At 30.7% G+C, this 18,960-nt stretch carries 16 protein-coding genes; 7 read left to right on the top strand and 9 right to left on the bottom strand.

Features of this window, described 5'->3' with window-relative positions; translation table 11 throughout:
- The 6 genes from Q0L44_RS04045 to Q0L44_RS04025 all read left to right on the top strand — a co-directional run.
- On the top strand, positions 1–230 hold a 230-nt coding region (locus tag Q0L44_RS04045), incomplete at its 5' end, for a hypothetical protein (protein ID WP_296635614.1).
- Positions 231–608: 378 nt separating this feature from the next.
- The gene (locus Q0L44_RS04040) at positions 609–2,357 is read left to right on the top strand and encodes a solute carrier family 26 protein (protein ID WP_296635612.1); all 1,749 of its coding nucleotides are present in this window, start codon (positions 609–611) and stop codon (positions 2,355–2,357) included.
- 63 nt (positions 2,358–2,420) lie between these two features.
- Positions 2,421–3,830 (top strand): MBL fold metallo-hydrolase, encoded by a 1,410-nt coding sequence (locus Q0L44_RS04035; protein ID WP_296635609.1) that lies wholly within the window; start codon positions 2,421–2,423, stop codon positions 3,828–3,830.
- Between the two features lie 131 nt (positions 3,831–3,961).
- Positions 3,962–4,096 carry a rhodanese-like domain-containing protein gene (locus Q0L44_RS11530; protein ID WP_366085071.1) on the top strand — a complete coding sequence of 45 codons (135 nt, stop codon included), beginning with the start codon at positions 3,962–3,964 and terminating at the stop codon, positions 4,094–4,096.
- A 154-nt stretch (positions 4,097–4,250) separates the two neighbouring features.
- Positions 4,251–4,808: a YeeE/YedE thiosulfate transporter family protein gene (locus Q0L44_RS04030; protein ID WP_296635605.1), complete on the top strand. Its 558-nt coding sequence runs from the start codon at positions 4,251–4,253 to the stop codon at positions 4,806–4,808.
- 4 nt (positions 4,809–4,812) lie between these two features.
- A complete protein-coding gene (locus Q0L44_RS04025) occupies positions 4,813–5,226 on the top strand; it encodes a DUF6691 family protein (RefSeq protein ID WP_296635604.1) in 414 nt (137 codons plus the stop codon).
- A gap of 161 nt (positions 5,227–5,387) precedes the next feature.
- Here the strand turns inward: Q0L44_RS04025 and Q0L44_RS04020 are convergent, their stop codons facing one another.
- The 7 genes from Q0L44_RS04020 to Q0L44_RS03990 all read right to left on the bottom strand — a co-directional run bounded on the left by Q0L44_RS04020 (position 5,388) and on the right by Q0L44_RS03990 (position 13,985).
- Entirely contained in the window at positions 5,388–6,914 is a 1,527-nt protein-coding gene (locus tag Q0L44_RS04020; RefSeq protein ID WP_296635602.1) for a hypothetical protein, read from the bottom strand.
- The gene (locus tag Q0L44_RS04015) at positions 6,915–9,206 is read right to left on the bottom strand and encodes an FdhF/YdeP family oxidoreductase (RefSeq protein ID WP_296635600.1); all 2,292 of its coding nucleotides are present in this window, start codon (positions 9,204–9,206) and stop codon (positions 6,915–6,917) included. It abuts the gene before it with no gap.
- Positions 9,199–10,008 carry a formate dehydrogenase accessory sulfurtransferase FdhD gene (gene fdhD, locus Q0L44_RS04010; protein WP_296635596.1) on the bottom strand — a complete coding sequence of 270 codons (810 nt, stop codon included), beginning with the start codon at positions 10,006–10,008 and terminating at the stop codon, positions 9,199–9,201. Before fdhD ends, Q0L44_RS04015 begins: the two co-directional genes overlap by 8 nt.
- Positions 10,009–10,122: 114 nt before the next feature.
- Positions 10,123–11,298: a class I SAM-dependent methyltransferase gene (locus Q0L44_RS04005; protein ID WP_296635594.1), complete on the bottom strand. Its 1,176-nt coding sequence runs from the start codon at positions 11,296–11,298 to the stop codon at positions 10,123–10,125.
- A gap of 5 nt (positions 11,299–11,303) precedes the next feature.
- A complete protein-coding gene (locus Q0L44_RS04000; protein WP_296635592.1) occupies positions 11,304–12,386 on the bottom strand; it encodes an AI-2E family transporter in 1,083 nt (360 codons plus the stop codon).
- Positions 12,386–13,690 (bottom strand): hypothetical protein, encoded by a 1,305-nt coding sequence (locus Q0L44_RS03995; protein ID WP_296635589.1) that lies wholly within the window; start codon positions 13,688–13,690, stop codon positions 12,386–12,388. Before Q0L44_RS03995 ends, Q0L44_RS04000 begins: the two co-directional genes overlap by 1 nt.
- A 157-nt stretch (positions 13,691–13,847) precedes the next feature.
- Entirely contained in the window at positions 13,848–13,985 is a 138-nt protein-coding gene (locus Q0L44_RS03990; protein ID WP_296635587.1) for a DUF1272 domain-containing protein, read from the bottom strand.
- Between the two features lie 409 nt (positions 13,986–14,394).
- Here Q0L44_RS03990 and Q0L44_RS03985 point away from each other — a divergent pair, with 409 nt between their 5' ends.
- On the top strand, positions 14,395–14,622 hold the full coding sequence (locus Q0L44_RS03985; RefSeq protein ID WP_296635585.1) for a hypothetical protein: 228 nt from the start codon (positions 14,395–14,397) through the stop codon (positions 14,620–14,622).
- Between the two features lie 122 nt (positions 14,623–14,744).
- Here Q0L44_RS03985 and Q0L44_RS03980 read toward each other — a convergent pair whose 3' ends face one another.
- Positions 14,745–15,638: an RluA family pseudouridine synthase gene (locus Q0L44_RS03980; RefSeq protein WP_296635583.1), complete on the bottom strand. Its 894-nt coding sequence runs from the start codon at positions 15,636–15,638 to the stop codon at positions 14,745–14,747.
- A 59-nt stretch (positions 15,639–15,697) separates the two neighbouring features.
- Positions 15,698–18,940, bottom strand: coding sequence for a S41 family peptidase (locus Q0L44_RS03975; RefSeq protein ID WP_296635579.1), 3,243 nt, complete (start codon positions 18,938–18,940; stop codon positions 15,698–15,700).
- Between the last annotated feature and the right edge of the window lie 20 nt (positions 18,941–18,960).

The following is an 18,960-nucleotide window of genomic DNA, read 5'->3' as shown; positions in this document are numbered from 1 at the left end:
CTTCAAAGGTTGAAAATCAATTAGGAGAAGAAAAATGGACATATAATTATAGTAGTAAATTTAAGAGTAATAGAACTGTTGTCTTTGATAATTTCGGTAAAATCATAATCAATAAGAAACACTATAAGCCTTTTCATATGATAACAGGACTTAATAAATACGGATATATCTCCGTTGGGATTATACTTTCTTTACGAATAATATTTGGTCCTTTTCCTGCTTTACTTTAAAAAAGCAATACCTAAACCATAGGCATATCCTCCTCTTTCAGTTCTGCTATTTCTAAACCTTTTAAGTAGGTTAAACTTACATTTATAGATGAATGCCCCATAGCTTTCTGAAGCTTGGTTATAGAGCCTGTTCTATTAAAGATTTAAGAAAAGTCAAGAATTTATAATGAAAATATTATTCGAAACACACATCAAGAGATTTCCTATGAGCTACATACTTCAAGAGTTGTAATATCTCGTTTACTAAAAAAAAACTAGAAAATCTTGGTAAACTAGAATTGCATAGAAACTACATTTTAATTAAGAATATTTAGCTTATTGTAACTAATGTTACTGAAGTAAAAATAGTAACCGACTACTTTTGACTAAAAAAAAAGTATGTTACTACATAAAATACTTCCTATTTTTGAATGGTTACCAAACTATAAAAAATCTTTTTTAGCGGGTGATGTTACTGCTGGTTTAACTGTAGGTATAATGCTTGTGCCACAGGGTATGGCGTATGCTATGATTGCTGGTTTACCTCCTGTTTTTGGATTATATGCATCTTTAATTCCACAAATTATATATGCAATTATGGGAACTTCTAGACAACTCGCTGTTGGCCCTGTGGCAATGGATTCTCTTTTAGTAGCCTCAGGATTAGGAGCCTTATCCTTATCGGGTATTAATGAATACATTTCTATGGCGGTATTTCTGTCTCTGTTTATGGGCGCTATTCAATTGTTATTAGGTATTTTAAGAATGGGCTTTCTAGTTAATTTCTTATCTAAACCTGTAATTAGTGGATTTACTTCTGGAGCAGCAATAATAATTGGATTAAGTCAGTTAAAACATCTGCTAGGTATTCATATTGTAAGAAGTAACCAAGTACATAGTTTATTAATAAATGCTTTTGAAAATATAAGTGCAACAAACATCTATGCATTATCAATTGGCATATTTTCAATACTATTAATAAAAGTAATAAAAAAGTTTAATAAAAAATTCAGCAAGAGATTTCCAGCTGCTTTACTACTTGTAGTAATAGGTGTTGGTATAGTATACTTTTTTGAATTGCAAAACGTAGGTCTTAAAATTGTAGGGAAAGTACCAAGTGGCCTTCCTTCTTTTCAGCTTCCAGAAATACCACTTAATCAAGTTTCTAATCTTACTCCAATTGCATTAACACTAGCATTAATTGCTTTTATGGAAGCCATTTCTGTTTCTAAAGCAATAGAAGAAAAACAAAATGATTATGAAATTGACTCAAATCAAGAATTAGTAGCTCTAGGCGCATCTAACATGATTGGATCATTTTTTCAATCTTATCCAACTACTGGGGGTTTTTCTAGAACTGCTGTTAATGAACAGGCAGGTGCAAAAACAGGTATTGCTCCGTTAATAAGTGTACTTATTGTTGGTTTAACGTTACTTTTCTTAACTCCTTTATTCTACTATTTACCCAACTCAGTATTAGCAGCAATAATTATGGTTGCTGTTTTTGGTTTAATAGATTTATCTTACCCAAAAGAATTGTATAAGAAAAGAAAAGATGAATTTATATTACTATTATTAACGTTTATGATTACTGTTACTATTGGTATTAAGGAAGGTATATTATCTGGTGTATTAATTTCTTTATTAATTATGGTGTATAGAACATCTAAACCTCATATAGCAGTAATTGCTAGGGTAAAAGACACAAATTATTACAAGAATATTCTTCGCTTTAATACTGATATTGAAAACAGAAAAGACATTTTAGGAATAAGAATAGACTCTCAATTATTCTTTGGTAATAAAGATTATTTTAAAAAAGAATTGTTCAAGCATATTAATAATAAAGGTGAAGAATTAGAATTGGTTATTATAAATACAGAAGCTATTAGTTATATAGATAGTAGTGGTGCACATGCTTTAATTAAAATAATTGAAGAACTTAAACTAAGAAATATAAAAGTGATGTTTTCTGGAACTACTGGCCCAACAAGAGATATTTTATATAAAAGTGGTATAATTGGAATCTTAGGAAAAGAGAATTTATTTTTAAGATCTTATGAAGCAGAAGACTATTATGATGGTAGATACAGAAAAACAGAAATATCAAAGAAAATAGCAGAACAAACAGAGAATAATTTTTTGTAACTATTGTTACTGTGCAGTAAATAAACAAATTATAATTTTGAATATCATAATAAAATTAGAAATATGAAAATTGAACAAATATATACGGGGTGTTTAGCACAAGGTGCTTATTATATTGAAAGTAATGGAGAAGTAGCTATTATAGATCCATTAAGAGAGGTAACGTCTTATTTAGATAAAGTAAAAGTAAATCATGCAAAAGTAAAATACATTTTTGAAACACATTTTCATGCAGATTTTGTTAGTGGTCATGTTACTTTAGCAAAAAAGACAGGAGCTCCAATAGTCTTTGGACCTAATGCAAACCCATCATTTGATGCAATAATAGCAAAAGATGGCCAAGAATTTAAATTAGGAGAAGTAACTATTGTAGCGCTGCATACTCCAGGACATACCGTGGAAAGTACTACGTATTTACTAAGGGATAAAGATGGGAAAGATTGCGCTATTTTTAGTGGAGATACACTCTTTTTAGGAGATGTTGGTAGGCCTGATTTAGCACAAAAAATGGGGGTATTAACTGAAAAAGATTTAGCGGGTTATTTATATGACAGCTTGCGTGAAAAGATTATGCCACTTGCTGATAATGTAGTTGTTTACCCCGCGCATGGTGCTGGATCTGCATGTGGTAAAAATATGATGAAAGAGACAGTTGATACATTAGGAAACCAAAAACAAGTTAACTACGCATTAAGGTCAGATATGACAAAAAATGAGTTTATTGCAGAAGTTATAGATGGTTTACTGCCACCACCACAATATTTTCCTGCTAATGTTAAATTAAATAAAGAAGGTTATGATGATATTGGAGAGGTATTACAAAGAGGCAAGCAAGCATTGTCTCCTAAAGAATTTGAGGCAGTAGCTAATGAAACAGGGGCTGTAATTTTAGATGTTCGTCATCAAGATCTATTTGCAAAAGGTCATATTCCAAGATCTATTTTTATTGGATTAGATGGTGGTTTTGCGCCATGGGTAGGAGCACTAGTAGCAGATGTTAAACAGCCAATTTTGCTAGTAACTGAACCAGGACAAGAAGAGGAAACGATTACTAGGCTTTCTAGAGTAGGTTTTGATAATACTTTAGGTTATCTTAAAGGTGCATTTGATTCTTGGAAAAATTCTACTATGGAATACGATACTGTTAGTTCTATTTCTGCAGCAAAATTTAAGAAAGAATTAGAGGTGAGTAGCTTACCAGTTTTTGATGTTCGTAAAGAAAATGAATACCAATCTGAGCACGTACTACAGGCAAATAACACGCCTTTAGATTACCTAAATAATTATTTGTCAGAATTCCCGAAAAACACCCCTTTTTATATACATTGTGCAGGAGGGTATAGGAGTATGATTGCATCTTCTATTTTAAAAAATCGAGGAATACACAACCTAATAAATATTGAAGGAGGTTTTAAACAAATACAAATAGAAGGTGTTCCTGTTTCAGATTTTGTTTGTCCATCCACACTTTAAAATACCTTATTTATGAAAAATATAAATCAAAAAGAGTGGCGAAAACTTGTTGCGACTGACAGTAATGCTTTAATTATAGATTTACGCACACACTAAATGAGTGTGCAGAAGGTATTATTAAAAATGCTGTAATGATTGATTTTTTAAATGAATCAAAATTTATGTCAGAAATTGAAAAATTAGATAAAAGCAAAAATTATTACATGTATTGTATGAGTAGTAATCGAAGTAGTAAAGCATGTAAAATCTTTAAAAAAGCAGGGTAAACACTATTTTTAATTTATTGTGTGGAATACTTGCCTAAATTAAAAAAGTACTCTAAGATATTAGCGTGCTTCTTTATTTTGAATTAGTAATCTGTAACAGTTGTTACCAACTATTGTAATTTAATAACTTTTCTTTGTATAAAATATATATAATATGAATTGGATTTATGAGCCTTGGCCTTGGTATGTATCGGGTCCAATGATTGCTTTTATTATGTTTTTACTACTTATGGTAGGTAAAAACTTTGGGATGTCTGCTAATCTTCGAACAATTTGTACCATTTGCGGTGCAGGTAACAAAACAGCTTTTTTTAAGTTTGATTGGAAATCCCAAAAATGGAATTTAGTTGTAATATTAGGGGCAATAATAGGAGGATTTATCGGATCTCATTTTTTAACAGCAGATATGGCTGTATCAATCAACCCTGATACTATAAAAGATTTGAACTTGTTAGGTTTTACTAGTGCTGGCAAAACCTATTTACCAACAGAATTGTTTGAAACGGAATCGTTACTTAATTTAAAGACAATTGTAGTTTTAGCTATTGGAGGTCTTCTTGTAGGTTTTGGAGCTAGATATGCTGGTGGATGTACTTCTGGACATGCAATATCTGGCTTAAGCGATTTGCAATTACCATCACTTATTGCTGTTATTGGCTTTTTTATTGGAGGTATGGTAATGATTCATATTTTATTCCCTTTAATATTTTAAAAAAATGAGAACACTTATATATTTATTTATCGGAATACTTTTTGGAATTACAATGTTTAAATCTGAAGCTGCCTCTTGGTTTCGTATTTATGAAATGTTCAAATTTGAATCTTTTCATATGTATGGCATTATAGGTTCTGCATTAGTAATTGGTATTATAGTGGTACAATTCATCAAAAAGTTTAAAATTAAATCCTTTTATGGTGAAACTATTCGCTTTAATCCAAAAGCTAAAAGCTTTAGTCGCTATATGTTTGGTGGAATTATCTTTGGACTAGGATGGGCCTTAGCAGGTGCATGTCCAGGACCAATGTTTACTTTAATTGGTGTAGGTTTTACACCTATTTTAATTGTTATTATTGCTTCAATTTTAGGAACTTTTCTTTATGGATTATTTAAAGCCAAGTTACCTCACTAATTTATTTGAAATCTGAAAAAATTATAATAAACAGTACTTTATGTTTTTAAAGATTCAAACATACACATTTTTTGAGTTTTAAGTTGATTAGTATGTGTTTGATAATCAGTATTTTTATGTCTAGAAATATTGTTTTTTTGGACTTTAGTTAATTGTCTCTTTTACTTTTTAAGCTTTAAAAACGAAATTTGATACGTTATGCCAACATTTAGTGCTGTACTATTTAATGATCCTCCTTTTGCTTTTATAAGACCACCAGCAGTTCTAAAATTTAGCTTATTATTTAATTTGTAATTAAATCCAATACTTGGTTTTATAATCAAACCCTCTCCAGTACTTATACCACCTCCTCCAGCAGCACCAGCTAAAGCTTGCATAAAAAACGAGATCGATTTATTGAACATTAGATTACTTTGTAAGCCAAAACCTAATAAACCTTCTCCATAGGCACCTGCACCTCCAAAGTTTGCAAATGAAGTTTGACCAGCTAAATAAAAATTCTTGTTAAGGTTCAAATTAATCTGTAAAGAAATTTGATGTAGATCTTTTTTTACATTACTATCTCTTTGTGCATCAAAATAAAAGTCGTGCTTCGTAATAATAGCGAGCCCTTTAAATTTTGCCTTACGATACTTTCTACTTTTTTTTACTCCATTTCTTTCAATATAATACTTTAATCCAACTCCAAAAGAACTGGTATAAAAGTGTTTGTTTGGAGATAGTACATATCCCTTGTTTACAACTAAATAGATGTCATTAAGTACACGTTGTTCTATGGAAAGATCAGGATACATTAGAAAACCTCCTCTAGTATCTATACCACCTCCACCACCTGCACCAAGTCCAAGTTTAGCAAGTATGTTTGTTCTATTATTGTTTAAAGATATGTGGTAGCCCCCACCTAGAAACACATCCATAAATCCTGCTTTAATACCATCAAAAGCACCATCTACTTTTACAAAAGTAAACCAACGGTCAGAAATATAGGAAGCTAGCTCAAAGCCAGCTAGTTTAATTGTTTTACCTGTGTTTTTTCCTTGAGTATCTCCTTTGATTTTAAGCGTATTTAGATGAAGCATTAAAGAGGTTCTTTTTGGATTAACATTCCATATAGACTCCTTAAATTCCTCCAGTTTAAACTCTTTTTCTGAAGAATTTATTTCGGCATAACTGTAGTCAAGAGGTATTTCTAAGCCAACATTAAATTGATGGTCTTTAATGAGACCTCCATCAAAAAAATCAATAGCACTCCACCCAGCATTTACAGAAAACATTTTAAAATCGTGGCCTAAGTTTATATGTGGTAATATAAATGCACCTCCGCCATCTGGGGCTGCTGCACCGCCACCGCCACCAAAGTGAATACCAGCATCTACATAAGTATTATTGTAAAAATAGTGTTTAATACCTGCATTTAAACCTAGTGTAAAGAAACCTCCTCTTTCTCCTCTAACTGCTCCATAAATTCCAAGACCTGCATAAGTCCAATCTGTAAGCATTAGGTTATAATGTATGCCTGAAAACATCATGTCTTTCTCTTTTTTATCTGAAATAACAGGCATTGTTATTGGTAAAAAATCTAGTTTACCAAAGGCTCTTTGGAATTGTCTTTTAGGTATTTCTTGTTCTTGAGCATTGGTCAATAAACAAAACATCAAAATATAGAAGATACTTGTTTTCTTTCTCATTTATCTCTTATGGATAGTAATAATTACAGTTTTTGATGTTGGTGTATTGCTAATTTTACCCGTACTCTGAATGGGAACTAACACATTAGTTTCTGGGAAATAGGTAGCAGTGCATTGTGAGGGAATGGAGTAAGGGATAGCTAAAAAACCTTTTGCTTCTCTAGTTTCTCCATTAAAATGACTTTGCAAATTTACAATATCTAATTTTTTAATTCCCTTTTTTTCCATATCATTTTCATTCATAAAAATAACACGTCTTTCATTTAGAACACCTCTGTATCTATCATTTAAACCGTAAATTGTGGTATTGTATTGGTCATGTGTTCTTACAGTCATCATAATAAATTGATGTTCTTTAATTTTTAGATCTGAAACTTCGTTTATTGTAAAATTAGCTTTACCTGTAGGCGTGGAATCAAATTTAGAAGCTCTTGCATTGTTTGGTAAATAAAAACCTTTAGGGTCTCTTACTTTATTATTGTAGTCTTTAAAACCAGGTATGGTAGCTTCTATTTTTGATCTAATAAAATCGTAATTTCTCACTAATTTATTCCACGGTACTTTAGTGTTTTTAAGTGTAGCATTTGCCAAACTAGCTACAATTGCAGGTTCACTCAATAAATCTTCAGAACATGGGTTTAAATGTCCTTTAGAACTGTGTACTACTCCCATTGAGTTTTCTACAGTAATAAATTGCTCTCCAGAGAACTGTGTGTCTTTTTCTGACCTTCCTAAACAAGGCAGTATTAAAGCTGTTTTACCATGAACTAAATGGCTTCTGTTTAGTTTAGTGGATACATGTACTGTTAATTTACAGTTTCGTAAAGCAGTCGCAGTGTATTCTGTATCTGGTGTTGCAGAAATAAAATTACCGCCCATACCAAAAAAGACTTTCGCCTTTTTTTGATACATTGCTTTTATAGCGTTAACAACATCATAACCGTGTTTTCTAGGAGATTTAAAGTCAAACTCAGCATCAATTTTGTCTAAGAAGTTGTCAGGCATTTTCTCGCAAATTCCCATTGTTCTGTCTCCCTGTACGTTAGAATGTCCTCGAACAGGACAGGTACCTGCCCCTTTCTTTCCAATACTTCCTTTTAAAAGAAGAATATTAACAATTTCTCTAATATTGTCTATAGAATTTTTATGTTGTGTTAAGCCCATTGCCCAACAAAAAATTATTTTTTTAGAGCTAATAATTAAATTCGCCGCTTCTTGTATTTCAGCCAAATTTAACCCTGTTTGTGGTAACAAGTAAGCAATTGAATAGGTGTCTAAATCATCTAATAATTCTTCGACTCCTTTTGTTTTTTCTTTGATGAATGTATAATCAAAAACAGCACCTGTATCTTCCTCTTCTTTAGCGACCATTAATTTTAGAATTATTTTTAATAGGGCTACATCTCCATTAATTTTTACTTGTAAAAAGATATCGGTTAAATTTTGTCCAGATCCTATCCATTTTAAAGGGTTTTGAGGGTCTTTATAGTTCATTAATCCTATTTCTGGTAAAGGATTAATAGTTATAATTTTACTCCCTTTTTTTTTAGCATCTCTTAATGCAGATAGCATTCTTGGATGATTAGTTCCTGGATTTTGCCCTATAACAACAACTAGGTCTGTATGGTTAAAGTCTTCTAAAGTCACAGATCCTTTTCCAATTCCTAAAGTTTCAGTTAATGCGACTCCACTGGCCTCATGACACATGTTAGAACAGTCGGGTAAGTTGTTTGTACCAAACTGCCTGACAAAAAGTTGGTAAAGATAGGCAGCTTCATTACTTGTTCTTCCAGAGGTGTAAAAAATAGCTTCATTAGGGTTATTTAAATCATTAAGTTCTTTTCCAATCAATTCAAAAGCATCTTTCCAACTAATTTCTTTGTAATGGCTAGCTCCTTCAGGAAGGTAAACAGGGTGAGTAATTCTTCCTTTTTTTCCAATTTCGTAGTCAGAAAGTTTTGCTAAATTTTCTACAGAATAGGTAGCAAAGAATAAAGGAGAAACTTTATTCTTTGTAGCCTCTTCGGCAATTGCTTTTGCTCCATTTTCGCAGTATTCAGCTAAAAAAGCTCTTTTCTCGTCAGGATCTGGCCATGCACACCCAGGACAATCAAAACCATAGGTTTGATTCAAGTTTTTTAACAAACCAATTCCTTTGGCGATTCCAACTTCATCTTTAACATGCTTTAATGCCGATGAAATTGCTTTAAATCCTACTGCTGATTTAGGTATTGCTCTCAATTCTATTCCTGTAAACTTTTCAGGATTTTGTGCATTTGTTCGTTTACTCATCAGCGACAGTGTTTATTATTGCATTTGTATTTGCATATACAGTCATTTTATGTTGCCTAGTAAAGCCAATTAGGCAAATGCCAAATTCTTTTGCAAAGTCTACAGCTAGACTAGAACAAGCAGAAACAGCTACAATAATTGGTATTTTAGCAATAAATGCTTTAGTGACAATCTCATAAGAAACTCTGCCACTCACCAACAAATAAAAAGCTTCTTTAAGGTTGTTTTTTAAAATTAAGTCACCTATTACTTTATCTACAGCATTATGCCTACCAATATCTTCGTTAACACTTAACATTTTTCTGGTAGATGAAAACAAGGCTGCTGCATGGCTACCTCCTGTTTTTATATAGGTTTCTTGTAGCGAATTCATAACAGTATACATTTTATGAATATGGTTAGCTGTTAGTGTAAAAGAATCTTTTAGTTTTTTACCGTCAAACGTTAGGTCTTTTAGTTCTTTTTTACCGCAAATACCACAAGAGGATACAGATAGGAGTGTTCTTTTGTTTAAATACCCTTTTCCTAATTCTTTATCTGGTATCGTAACCTTAATAATAGTTGGTATATTTTCTTGTTCCTCTATAATTGTAAATTCTATTTCTTTATTAGCTTTATAGATATCTTCTGCATAAAGTAGTCCTCTTATTAATTCGAAATCATTGCTAGGAGTTCTCATTACTACAGTGTATGGTTCTGCATTAATATTAATTTGTAAAGGGGCTTCTATGACTAAAAAATCGTTGACCTTAGTTTGGTTTGAATCAACTATTTTTAGGCCATGATATTCGGTTGATTGCATTGCAATTTTGAGTAAAACGTTCTCTACAAACTTACAGAAAAACATTAACTATAAAAAGCATAAAAAAAAGACTTAGCTACTCTTATTGTCACCTATTTTCTGAACATCGGTTGCTTAAACTTTACTGCAAATAATACTAATTAGTTTATTTTTTTTATTTCTTGTAAAAAAAACATAAATATGACCACCATCTTTAATTTTAGTTTCTTTTCTAAGTTGTGCAACAGTTTTTGGAAAGTTGCGAATGGTAAAGTTTGCTTTTTGATTCGGAATTAATTTTTTTAATTCTTTTTTGTCATACTTTACAACAGTATCAATTTTAAAACGTTTACCAGGAAAATCTAATAGTTGCTGAGCAGTAAAAAGATGGGAATGTTGGTGCAGCTTAAACGTATTTGTTTTTTTTGAAATTTGTTGGAAACAGCCAGATTTTAAGATAGCACTATTTGGCTCATATAAATAGGTGAGAGGCATTTCGTAATCTGAGTATGTGTCCTCTTGAAAAGCAAAATTTAATTGTTGAACTTTCTCTTTTTGAAAATTCACTGTTTTTATAATAACTTTAGCTGTAAAACCTTTTTCTAGTAGAAATAGTAATTCTTTAACTTCGTTACGAACTGCAACAATGTGTACCTCTTTTACATTTTTTAAATCATTAATTGTTTGAGAGATATCTAATAGAGGAGATACCTTTACAAGAATGTGTTTAGCTTTTGTAAAAAAGAAGTCTAATTTTGGAGGTACATATGGCAAGCAATCTTTTAGTAAAAATACTTTACCTTTTACATCACTTCTTCTTGATGGATCTATATAAATACAGTCAAAATCTTCTGTGGTATTTTTTAAATAATCAAATCCATTACCTGCATGAGTTTTTATAGAAGAAACATTTAATTTTTCAAAATTGTAGGTTACTATTTTAGAGAGAGTTTCGTTTATTTCGCAATGTATAACCGCATTAAAAGATTTAGAAAAATAGTAGCAATCAACCCCAAAACCTCCAGTAATATCTATAATTGTATTCCCTGAAACAATTTTAGATTTATAATTTGCTGTAATTTCAGAAGATGTTTGTTCTATACTAACCTTATTCGGATAGTATGTTTTTTTATTTATAAACCATGTAGGTAGTTTGTTTTCTGACTTTTGTTTTGCTACAATTTGATTGGCTAAATCTTGAATAGGCACTTCCTTAAAAGGACTTCCTTTTAGAATTAGCTTGGTAACATCTGTTTTCAAATGATCAGAAATATATTGCTGTATGTCATCTTCTAGAATTGCTAAATTCAAAACTATTAAATATTTTTAGTTAGTGATTTTACAATTTTATTTTCTGATAAAAACTCTTTTAAAATAACTTTTAAGGCTGTGTAAACAGGAACAGCTGTAATCATACCAATCACGCCAGATAGCAGCCCACCAATTACAATGGCTAAAAATATTTCTAAAGGGTGCGATTTTGTGGTTTTAGAAAAAATTACCGGCTGACTTACAAAATTATCTAGTAATTGAGCAAAGAAATACCAAATCATAATTTTTAAGGATGTTGGTAAAATATAACTTTGAAAATCTTGTCCAATATTACTTGTCATAGATAGTGTAAACATTATTAAGGCACCGATAATAGGTCCTACATAAGGAATTAGATTTAATAATGCACATAAAAATGCGATGACAACAGCATTAGAAATACCAAAAAGTAGTAATACAACTGTATATATGATAAAAAGGATTGTAATTTGAAAAATTAACCCAATAAAATATCTCGATAGTAAATCATTAATAGTTTCCAAGGAGTCAGAAAAACGAGTTTCATTGTTTTTAGGAATAAACAATAAAATACCATTTTTAAGAATTCTACTATCTTTCATAAAGAAAAAACAAATAAATAATACAGAAAAAAGACCAACACTTAAGTTTCCTAATGTTCCAAGAATTGAGTTGAAAAGATCGGGAATTGTTTTAAATTGATTGGAAAAATCTACATTCATTAATTCATCTAAAATATTTATTCCTTTAGAAGAAAAATAAGTTGTTATTTGAGTAATTATATCTTGAATATTTGCTTGTAACTTTTCAACTTCTAGAAGTGACAGGTTTTTACCTTGCTCAATAATTAAAGGAATAAATAAAACGATTATACCTGTTAATAAGCTAAGCATAAGAAACATAGTAGTAACAACAGCTATTGTATTAGGAAACTTTAGTCTTCGTCTTAAGAAAATAATAATGGGGCGCCCAATTAAGGATAAAACCCCAGCAATAATTATAAATAAAATAACCGATTGTATTGTAAATAAGAAGTACAATAACAGAGAAATACCTAGCAAAATAGCCAAGGCTCTTAAAATTCCGTTTGCAATAACATTAGGACTCATTAGTTGTATGCTTTAACTTCTCCCATGCTTAATGTTGCTCCATTAGAGAAGGTATGATTTGTAGGCAATAAGGTGCCACTTTCTGTTGTAATCCAATTTTCCCAAGTGGCAGGTGTACCATTCATTCTGCCATTTTTTAAATAGATCTTATAACTTTTAGGAATATAATCTTCATCTAACAACCAAACATAACTATCTCCAGGAGTTGTGCCTCCAGAAGTATAGGTTACTCTTAATCCAATTTCGTCATCTATAGTTTCTAAAGTTCTTATTACTCCATTATCATATAATTTATGAGGTGCTACTAGCCAAAAAGAATCGTTATTAAAAATATCCCAAGCTCTTTTTACAATTTTTTCGTCTGTATCCTCTTGTTTTTCACCTTCAAAAAATACAATACTATTGTCTAAATTTTCTGGATGTAATTGTACTCGGAAATCTTCCCAAGAAACATCTACAATATAATTTTCTTTGTCCCATTTAAAACTTCTTCTGCCTCCAAAACTCCATTCTATAAATTTAGTCTTTTTATACTTTTCGTGTTTAATAGCAGTTAAAATTTTATTGGCTAATGCATTGGCTTTTTTATTATAAGCCTTTACGTTGCCTAACTCCATACTTAAATCAAATATTGATAATGTATGATTTTTTGGGAGTAAAATTCCAGCTTCTGTAGTTTTGTAATTAGACCAAGTGGCAGAAACCCCACCAATTGGAATTATAGATGTCCACATTTTATAAGAAGTTGGTATATAGTTATCATCTAATATCCATAAGTAAGAATCTCCAGGTGTAGTACCTCCAGAAGTATAGGTAATCATCAATGCTTCTTTACCTTCATGTTGTACAATACTTCTTTCTGTACCAGGATCGAATATTTTATAAGGTGCAATTAACCAAAAAGAATCGTTGTTAAAGTAAGCTTCTGCTGTAGCTATTAATTCCTGATTATTTGTTTTATTATCATTTACATACACCTCAGATTTAGAGGTGTCTTTTGTGTTTAGAATCACCTTATTTTCATCCCAAGAAACTTCAACACTATTTTTTTGTTTATACCATTTGTAAAAATGAGCATTTCTAAAATTCCATTCTATAATTTCAGTATTTTCAAACGCTTCATGATTTATGGCATTGTACATTTTAATAGCCAGAGCTTCTGCTTCTTTACCTTTTTTACCTTCAGGCAATTCTTCATTATTGGCAAAGTAATAAATGGCTAAAAAACCAACAATTAATATAATTAGAACTGCTAAAATTTTAAAAAACTTCTTCATAGAATTATCAAATAGTGTAAAAGACAAATTTATTAATTAAAAATCACAAGTGAATTGTTTTGGAATGATTTAATCATTTTTCAATAATAAATGGACTGTATCTTTCTGTGGGTTTTATATTTTTATATTTATTGGAATTTATTTTTACATCTTCTAAATTCTTTGGTTTGTATATTTCTTTTTTTTATGCAGGGTATTTTTCTATCATATTCAATGCATGAATTGGACGTTTTACGAAATTACCTGAACAACTAGGGCAAACATTTTTAAAAATTTCTATAGCACAAGTCTTGCAGTATGTGCATTCGAAAGAACAAATCATAGCCTCTGAAGTAGGTTAAATATAAAATCATTATATTTAAAAAAAATGGTTTATTAATGAAAGCATTAAAACAAATTACATTTGGTATAAGACAGTATTAACTAAACCTACTAAATTTTTTAAAACTAAAGCAATGGAATTTAGTGATGATAAATCAAAATTTGTTGTTAGTATACGGTCTTTACATTTACAACTCAGTACAATAAACAATTAAAATAAAGATTATGGTAAAATTTAAACAATTTTTAAACAAATGGTATCCCATCATACTAGCATTCATTTGTATGATATATTCCATTGGACTGGGAGTTATGGGTAACTCCGAACAAGCGCAGTATTCAGCTCACTGGCCAGGAACTATCCTCTTATTTGCGATAGCAATCAGACAACGTAGAAATAACATAAAAAGATGAATTTAGAATTTTTTATAGTAGGTGGAGTAATTTTCTCGGTGTATATGTACTTTACACTATGGAATATTTATTACTCAAGTAAAAAACAAAGAGAAAATAACTATCCAAATTACAATCAACCAGATACAATGGATATGGATGGGATGGGCAACTATGGTAGATTTCCTAAAATAGATACTACAAATCCAAAGAACAAAGTCAAACGAGACTCTAAAAAAAAGTAAATTAAGCAGTTACAGAAATGTAGGTGTTTTTTTATGCAATACACTTGAAATAAAGAACAACACTCATTCAATTCACAGAAGAAGTATTAGGTAAGCTTTTATTACAATGTTCACAATTAGGTCTAATTAGTAACATTTAGGTAGTTTTTTATTAAAATATCTGGAAATATGGATTTGAATTTTTTAGGTAATTCTTTATAAATATTAATTTTTTTTGAACTAAATGGATGTTTAAATTCTAAATGTGCAGCATGCAAATACAACCCTTTTCCTTTTAAAATTTTATCAGTTAAGTAATATTCTTTATCACCCAAAATAGGATTTTTAAGCGATAATAAATGTTTTCTTAATTGATGTTTTCTACCAGTTTTTGGTGATAGTTTTACCAAATTCAAAAAATGAAATCTTTCTGATTTTACAGAATCTAAAACTTTAAAAGAAGAATATGATTCTTTGTTATCTATATAACTATCTATAAAACCTTCTTTTTTCATTTCATTAATTGTAATTGCAAAATAGGTTTTTTGAATTTCTTTTTTTTGAAACAACACACTTAGTTTTTGAATGGCAATGCTTGTTTTTCCTACTAACAATAATCCAGAGGTTGGGTAATCTAACCTATGCACAGGTTGTGGTTTTACTGCATCTGTTTGATTGCTTTTTTTTAGATTTTGAGCTAGTGCATTTGCAATAGTTACAAACTTGTTGCCACTTACTAAAATGCCTGAAGGCTTATAGACTATGGCTAAATAATCATCTTCATATAATACTTCTAAATCTAATTTTAATCTGCTAAATTCTTCTGATTTTTTATCTTTTAAAAGCACAATTTTTTCTCCTCCTGAAATATATTTAGACGTGGTTGCAAGTTCATCATCAATTAAAATGAGTTCTTTTTTAATTGCTTTTTTAATTCCAGATTTGTTAGGTATTGTGTTGAAAATACCCACTCCATATTCTTGAAAACGAACTGGCTTTTCTAATTCTAATGCAATATGACTTTCGATAACTTTCAAGTAAAGATGAGTTTCATTAAAAAACAATTCCCACAAAAGTGGGAATTGTTTTTAGCATATTAATTGTCTTTTTGATATCCTTTAGGTCTTTTAGAACGAATTGGTGCTTTTGGCTCTGGTTTTAAAATAAATTCATTTCCTTTTAATAAACGTAAAGCTTCTGCAACCGCTCTTTCTAATTGAGGATCTTTACCAGATAAAACTACTTTTGGGGTTTGATGTACTTCAATATCTGGAGCTACACCTTCTGCTTCAACAGCCCAATTGCCATCAACATCGTAAAAACCACCTCTTGGTGCAACCATTCTTCCTCCATCTATAAATCTTGGAGTGTCCCAAGTACCAACTAAACCACCCCAAGTTCTAGTTCCAACTAGGGTTCCTAAGTTTTTTACTTTAAACATATAGGGTAACAAATCCCCTCCAGAACCAGCTCTTTCGTTAATTATCATCACTTTTGGCCCCCAAATTCCAGCCATTGGTGTTGTCCAAGGTTTTCTGCTTTCTGATTTACTGTTAAAATAACCAACAACTTCTCTAGACATTATGTCTATCATATAATCGGCTGCAGAACCACCTCCATTATTTCTTTCATCAATTACAACACCTTTTTTATCTTGTTGAGAAAAGTAGTATCTATTAAAAGATGTAAAACCTGGGTTGCTTGTATTTGGAACATAAACGTAAGCTAATTTTCCATTTGATAATTCATCAACTTTTCTACGATTACTTTCTACCCAATCTATATTTCTTAAACCTCTTTCGCTTGCTGTTGGTGTTATTAAAATTGATTTAGCATCTTTTTGAGAGGGTTTATTGTTAACTTTAATATAAATTTCTCTACCAGCTGTTTGTTCTAATAATTGATATGGATTCATTTCTGAAGTTAAATCTACACCATTTATAGCTACTAAATAATCACCTTTGTTTACATTGATTCCAGGTAAACCTAATGGAGCAAAAATATTCGGATTCCAACGTTCGCCTTTATAAATTTTCTTGAATCTATAGTAACCTTTGTATTTTTCTAAATCTGCACCTAATAACCCTACAGCAACTCTATTTACATTTGGTAAATCTCCACCAGAAACATAAGAATGCCCAATAGCAACTTCACCACTCATTATGTCTATCACATAATTTAAATCGGTTCTGTGTCTAACATCATTTATCCATGGAGAATACCAGTTATAAATAGCATTCCAAGGAGCACCATGCACATTATCTACATAAAGAAAATCTCTCATAAAGCGCCACCCTTCTTTAAAGATTTGATGAGCCTCTGCTTTAGGATCTACTTTAATTTTTAAGTTAGTTTTTAAGCTTTCTTTGCCTGCTTTTGCAGCAGCAGCTTTATTTAAGCTCCAGCTATTATCTTTAGATAATAAAATTGAACTTGCATCACTAGAGGCAGTCATAGAAGAAACTCCTGTTGCAAACACAGTTGATTTTTCTTTTGCAACATCAAAACTATATAAAGTTAAACCTCTACTGTTGGGTTTTGATTCAGCAATAAAAACTTTGTTTTTTGGTCCTTTTAATAAACCAACGTAATTGCTGATAGGTAAATCTAAAGCCACAGCTCTATCAAAAATGCCATTTTCATCTATGATTGTTTTTTTACTACTCTCTTTTTTATCTTCTTTCTTTTTTGAATCATTAGATTTTGATTTTGGGTTTTCTTCTTCATCTGTTTTTGGAAGATTAGGAGCTTTATCCTTTGAATTTAGTACAATTGCATATAAAGTTCTAGTTACACTAGGGTCGTAAGAAGACATGTCTAACCAACCTGTTTGTAAGCCATAATCTGTACTTGCTAAAGTATATATGTATTTACCTGAAGCATCCCAAACAGGAGAAATTGCATCTGCAATTTTATCTGTTATTTGCACAATTTTTTTAGTACTTAATTGATATGCATAAACAGATTTAAAACTATTATCATTTTGTTTTGCATAGACAATCCAATCACTGTCAGGAGAAAATTTAGGATTCATACTTCGATCTGGATGTGCAAAACCATCAGCATCTGCTTTTACAATTTTTTTAGTTTCTAAATTAATAATCCAAATTACAAAATTGGTATCTGTGTAAGCGATATATTTTCCATTTGGAGACCAATCAGGTTGAAAATAAAAAGTTGGATTTGGGAGTTTTATATATTCTTGATTAGCTCCAGTTTGATCAGCTAAAACCAATTCATATTCTCCATTTTTGTCAGAAAACCAAGCAACTCTATCTCCTTTTGGAGACCAAATAGGAGAACGATCTGCAACTGCTGACGAATTGGTTAAATTCCTCCAAGTACCATTTTCTTTAGGTATTGTAAAAATTTCTCCTCGATGTTCAAAAATAGCTCTTTTCCCTTTAGGAGATACATTTGGGTTGGTTAAGTTTCTGCCAGAAACATTCATCCATCTTGTTCTAGAGTAGTTTAAATCTCCTTTTACATTAATAACAATTTGATTACTTTGTTTAGTTTCAGGATTTAATAAATGCAAAAAACCTCCTTGCTCATACACTATTCCATTTTGATTGGCATCAATATTTTTAACATCAAACTTTTTATGAAAGGTAACTTGTGTTTCTTGCTTTGTTTTAATATTGTAAGACCAAATGTTGGCTGTATAATCTCTTTCTGAAATGTAATATACATTACCTTTATGCCAAACAGGATTTACATGACGTTCACCATCTAATTGTGGTGTTTTTATCAATTCTTTGGTTTTAAGATTTACAATCCAAATAGGCATTGCTTGTCCTCCTCTATAATTTCTCCATTCAGCATCCCAACTTGTAATAGGTGTATAGGCAATATATGTATTGTCTTCAGAAATTTCTCCAAAGGCTGCTCTTGGAATATCAAAAGCTTCTGGCAATCCGCCTTTTGTTGAAATGGTAAAGAATTTATTGGTTTGTGTGGGTCTGCCTTCTCTGTTAGATCTGAATAATATTTTACCATCAGGTGTCCAACCTTGTACAATGTCTGAAGCTGAGTGATAAGTTAGTCTTTTAGGTTCACCGCCATTAATTGAAACTATATAAACATCAATATTTCCATCATATTGAGCTGTAAAAGCAATCCATTGCCCATCTTTAGAAAATTTTGGACTAGACTCATAACCATCATCACTTGTAAGTCTTATGGCATTTCCGCCATTTATTGGTGCTTTCCACAAATCTGCAGCATGTACAAATACTACTTGATTTTTAGATAATGTTGGTTGTCTTAATAATCTTGTTCCTTGAGAAAAACTTGTGTAGTTTAGAATTATCGCAAAAAGAAAAATTATTTTTTTCATGATCTTAAAGTTTGGTTAAT

The sequence above is a fragment of the Polaribacter sp. genome (assembly GCF_024639685.1).
In the GTDB taxonomy this organism is placed as follows: domain Bacteria; phylum Bacteroidota; class Bacteroidia; order Flavobacteriales; family Flavobacteriaceae; genus Polaribacter.
The sequence above is the reverse complement of the archived record's forward strand: the minus strand, read 5'-3'. Positions and strand labels throughout refer to the sequence as shown.

Excerpts from the sequence above, each read along its gene's own strand:
- Q0L44_RS04040 (WP_296635612.1), top strand. The coding sequence starts at position 609 with ATGTTACTACATAAAATACTTCCTATTTTTGAATGGTTACCAAACTAT.
- Q0L44_RS04035 (WP_296635609.1), top strand. The coding sequence starts at position 2,421 with ATGAAAATTGAACAAATATATACGGGGTGTTTAGCACAAGGTGCTTAT.
- Q0L44_RS03975 (WP_296635579.1), bottom strand. The coding sequence starts at position 18,940 with ATGAAAAAAATAATTTTTCTTTTTGCGATAATTCTAAACTACACAAGT.
- Q0L44_RS04000 (WP_296635592.1), bottom strand. The coding sequence starts at position 12,386 with ATGAGTCCTAATGTTATTGCAAACGGAATTTTAAGAGCCTTGGCTATT.
- Q0L44_RS11530 (WP_366085071.1), top strand. The coding sequence starts at position 3,962 with ATGATTGATTTTTTAAATGAATCAAAATTTATGTCAGAAATTGAAAAA.
- Q0L44_RS03990 (WP_296635587.1), bottom strand. The coding sequence starts at position 13,985 with ATGATTTGTTCTTTCGAATGCACATACTGCAAGACTTGTGCTATAGAA.
- fdhD (WP_296635596.1), bottom strand. The coding sequence starts at position 10,008 with ATGCAATCAACCGAATATCATGGCCTAAAAATAGTTGATTCAAACCAA.
- Q0L44_RS04025 (WP_296635604.1), top strand. The coding sequence starts at position 4,813 with ATGAGAACACTTATATATTTATTTATCGGAATACTTTTTGGAATTACA.
- Q0L44_RS04020 (WP_296635602.1), bottom strand. The coding sequence starts at position 6,914 with ATGAGAAAGAAAACAAGTATCTTCTATATTTTGATGTTTTGTTTATTG.
- Q0L44_RS03985 (WP_296635585.1), top strand. The coding sequence starts at position 14,395 with ATGAATTTAGAATTTTTTATAGTAGGTGGAGTAATTTTCTCGGTGTAT.
- Q0L44_RS04015 (WP_296635600.1), bottom strand. The coding sequence starts at position 9,206 with ATGAGTAAACGAACAAATGCACAAAATCCTGAAAAGTTTACAGGAATA.
- Q0L44_RS04030 (WP_296635605.1), top strand. The coding sequence starts at position 4,251 with ATGAATTGGATTTATGAGCCTTGGCCTTGGTATGTATCGGGTCCAATG.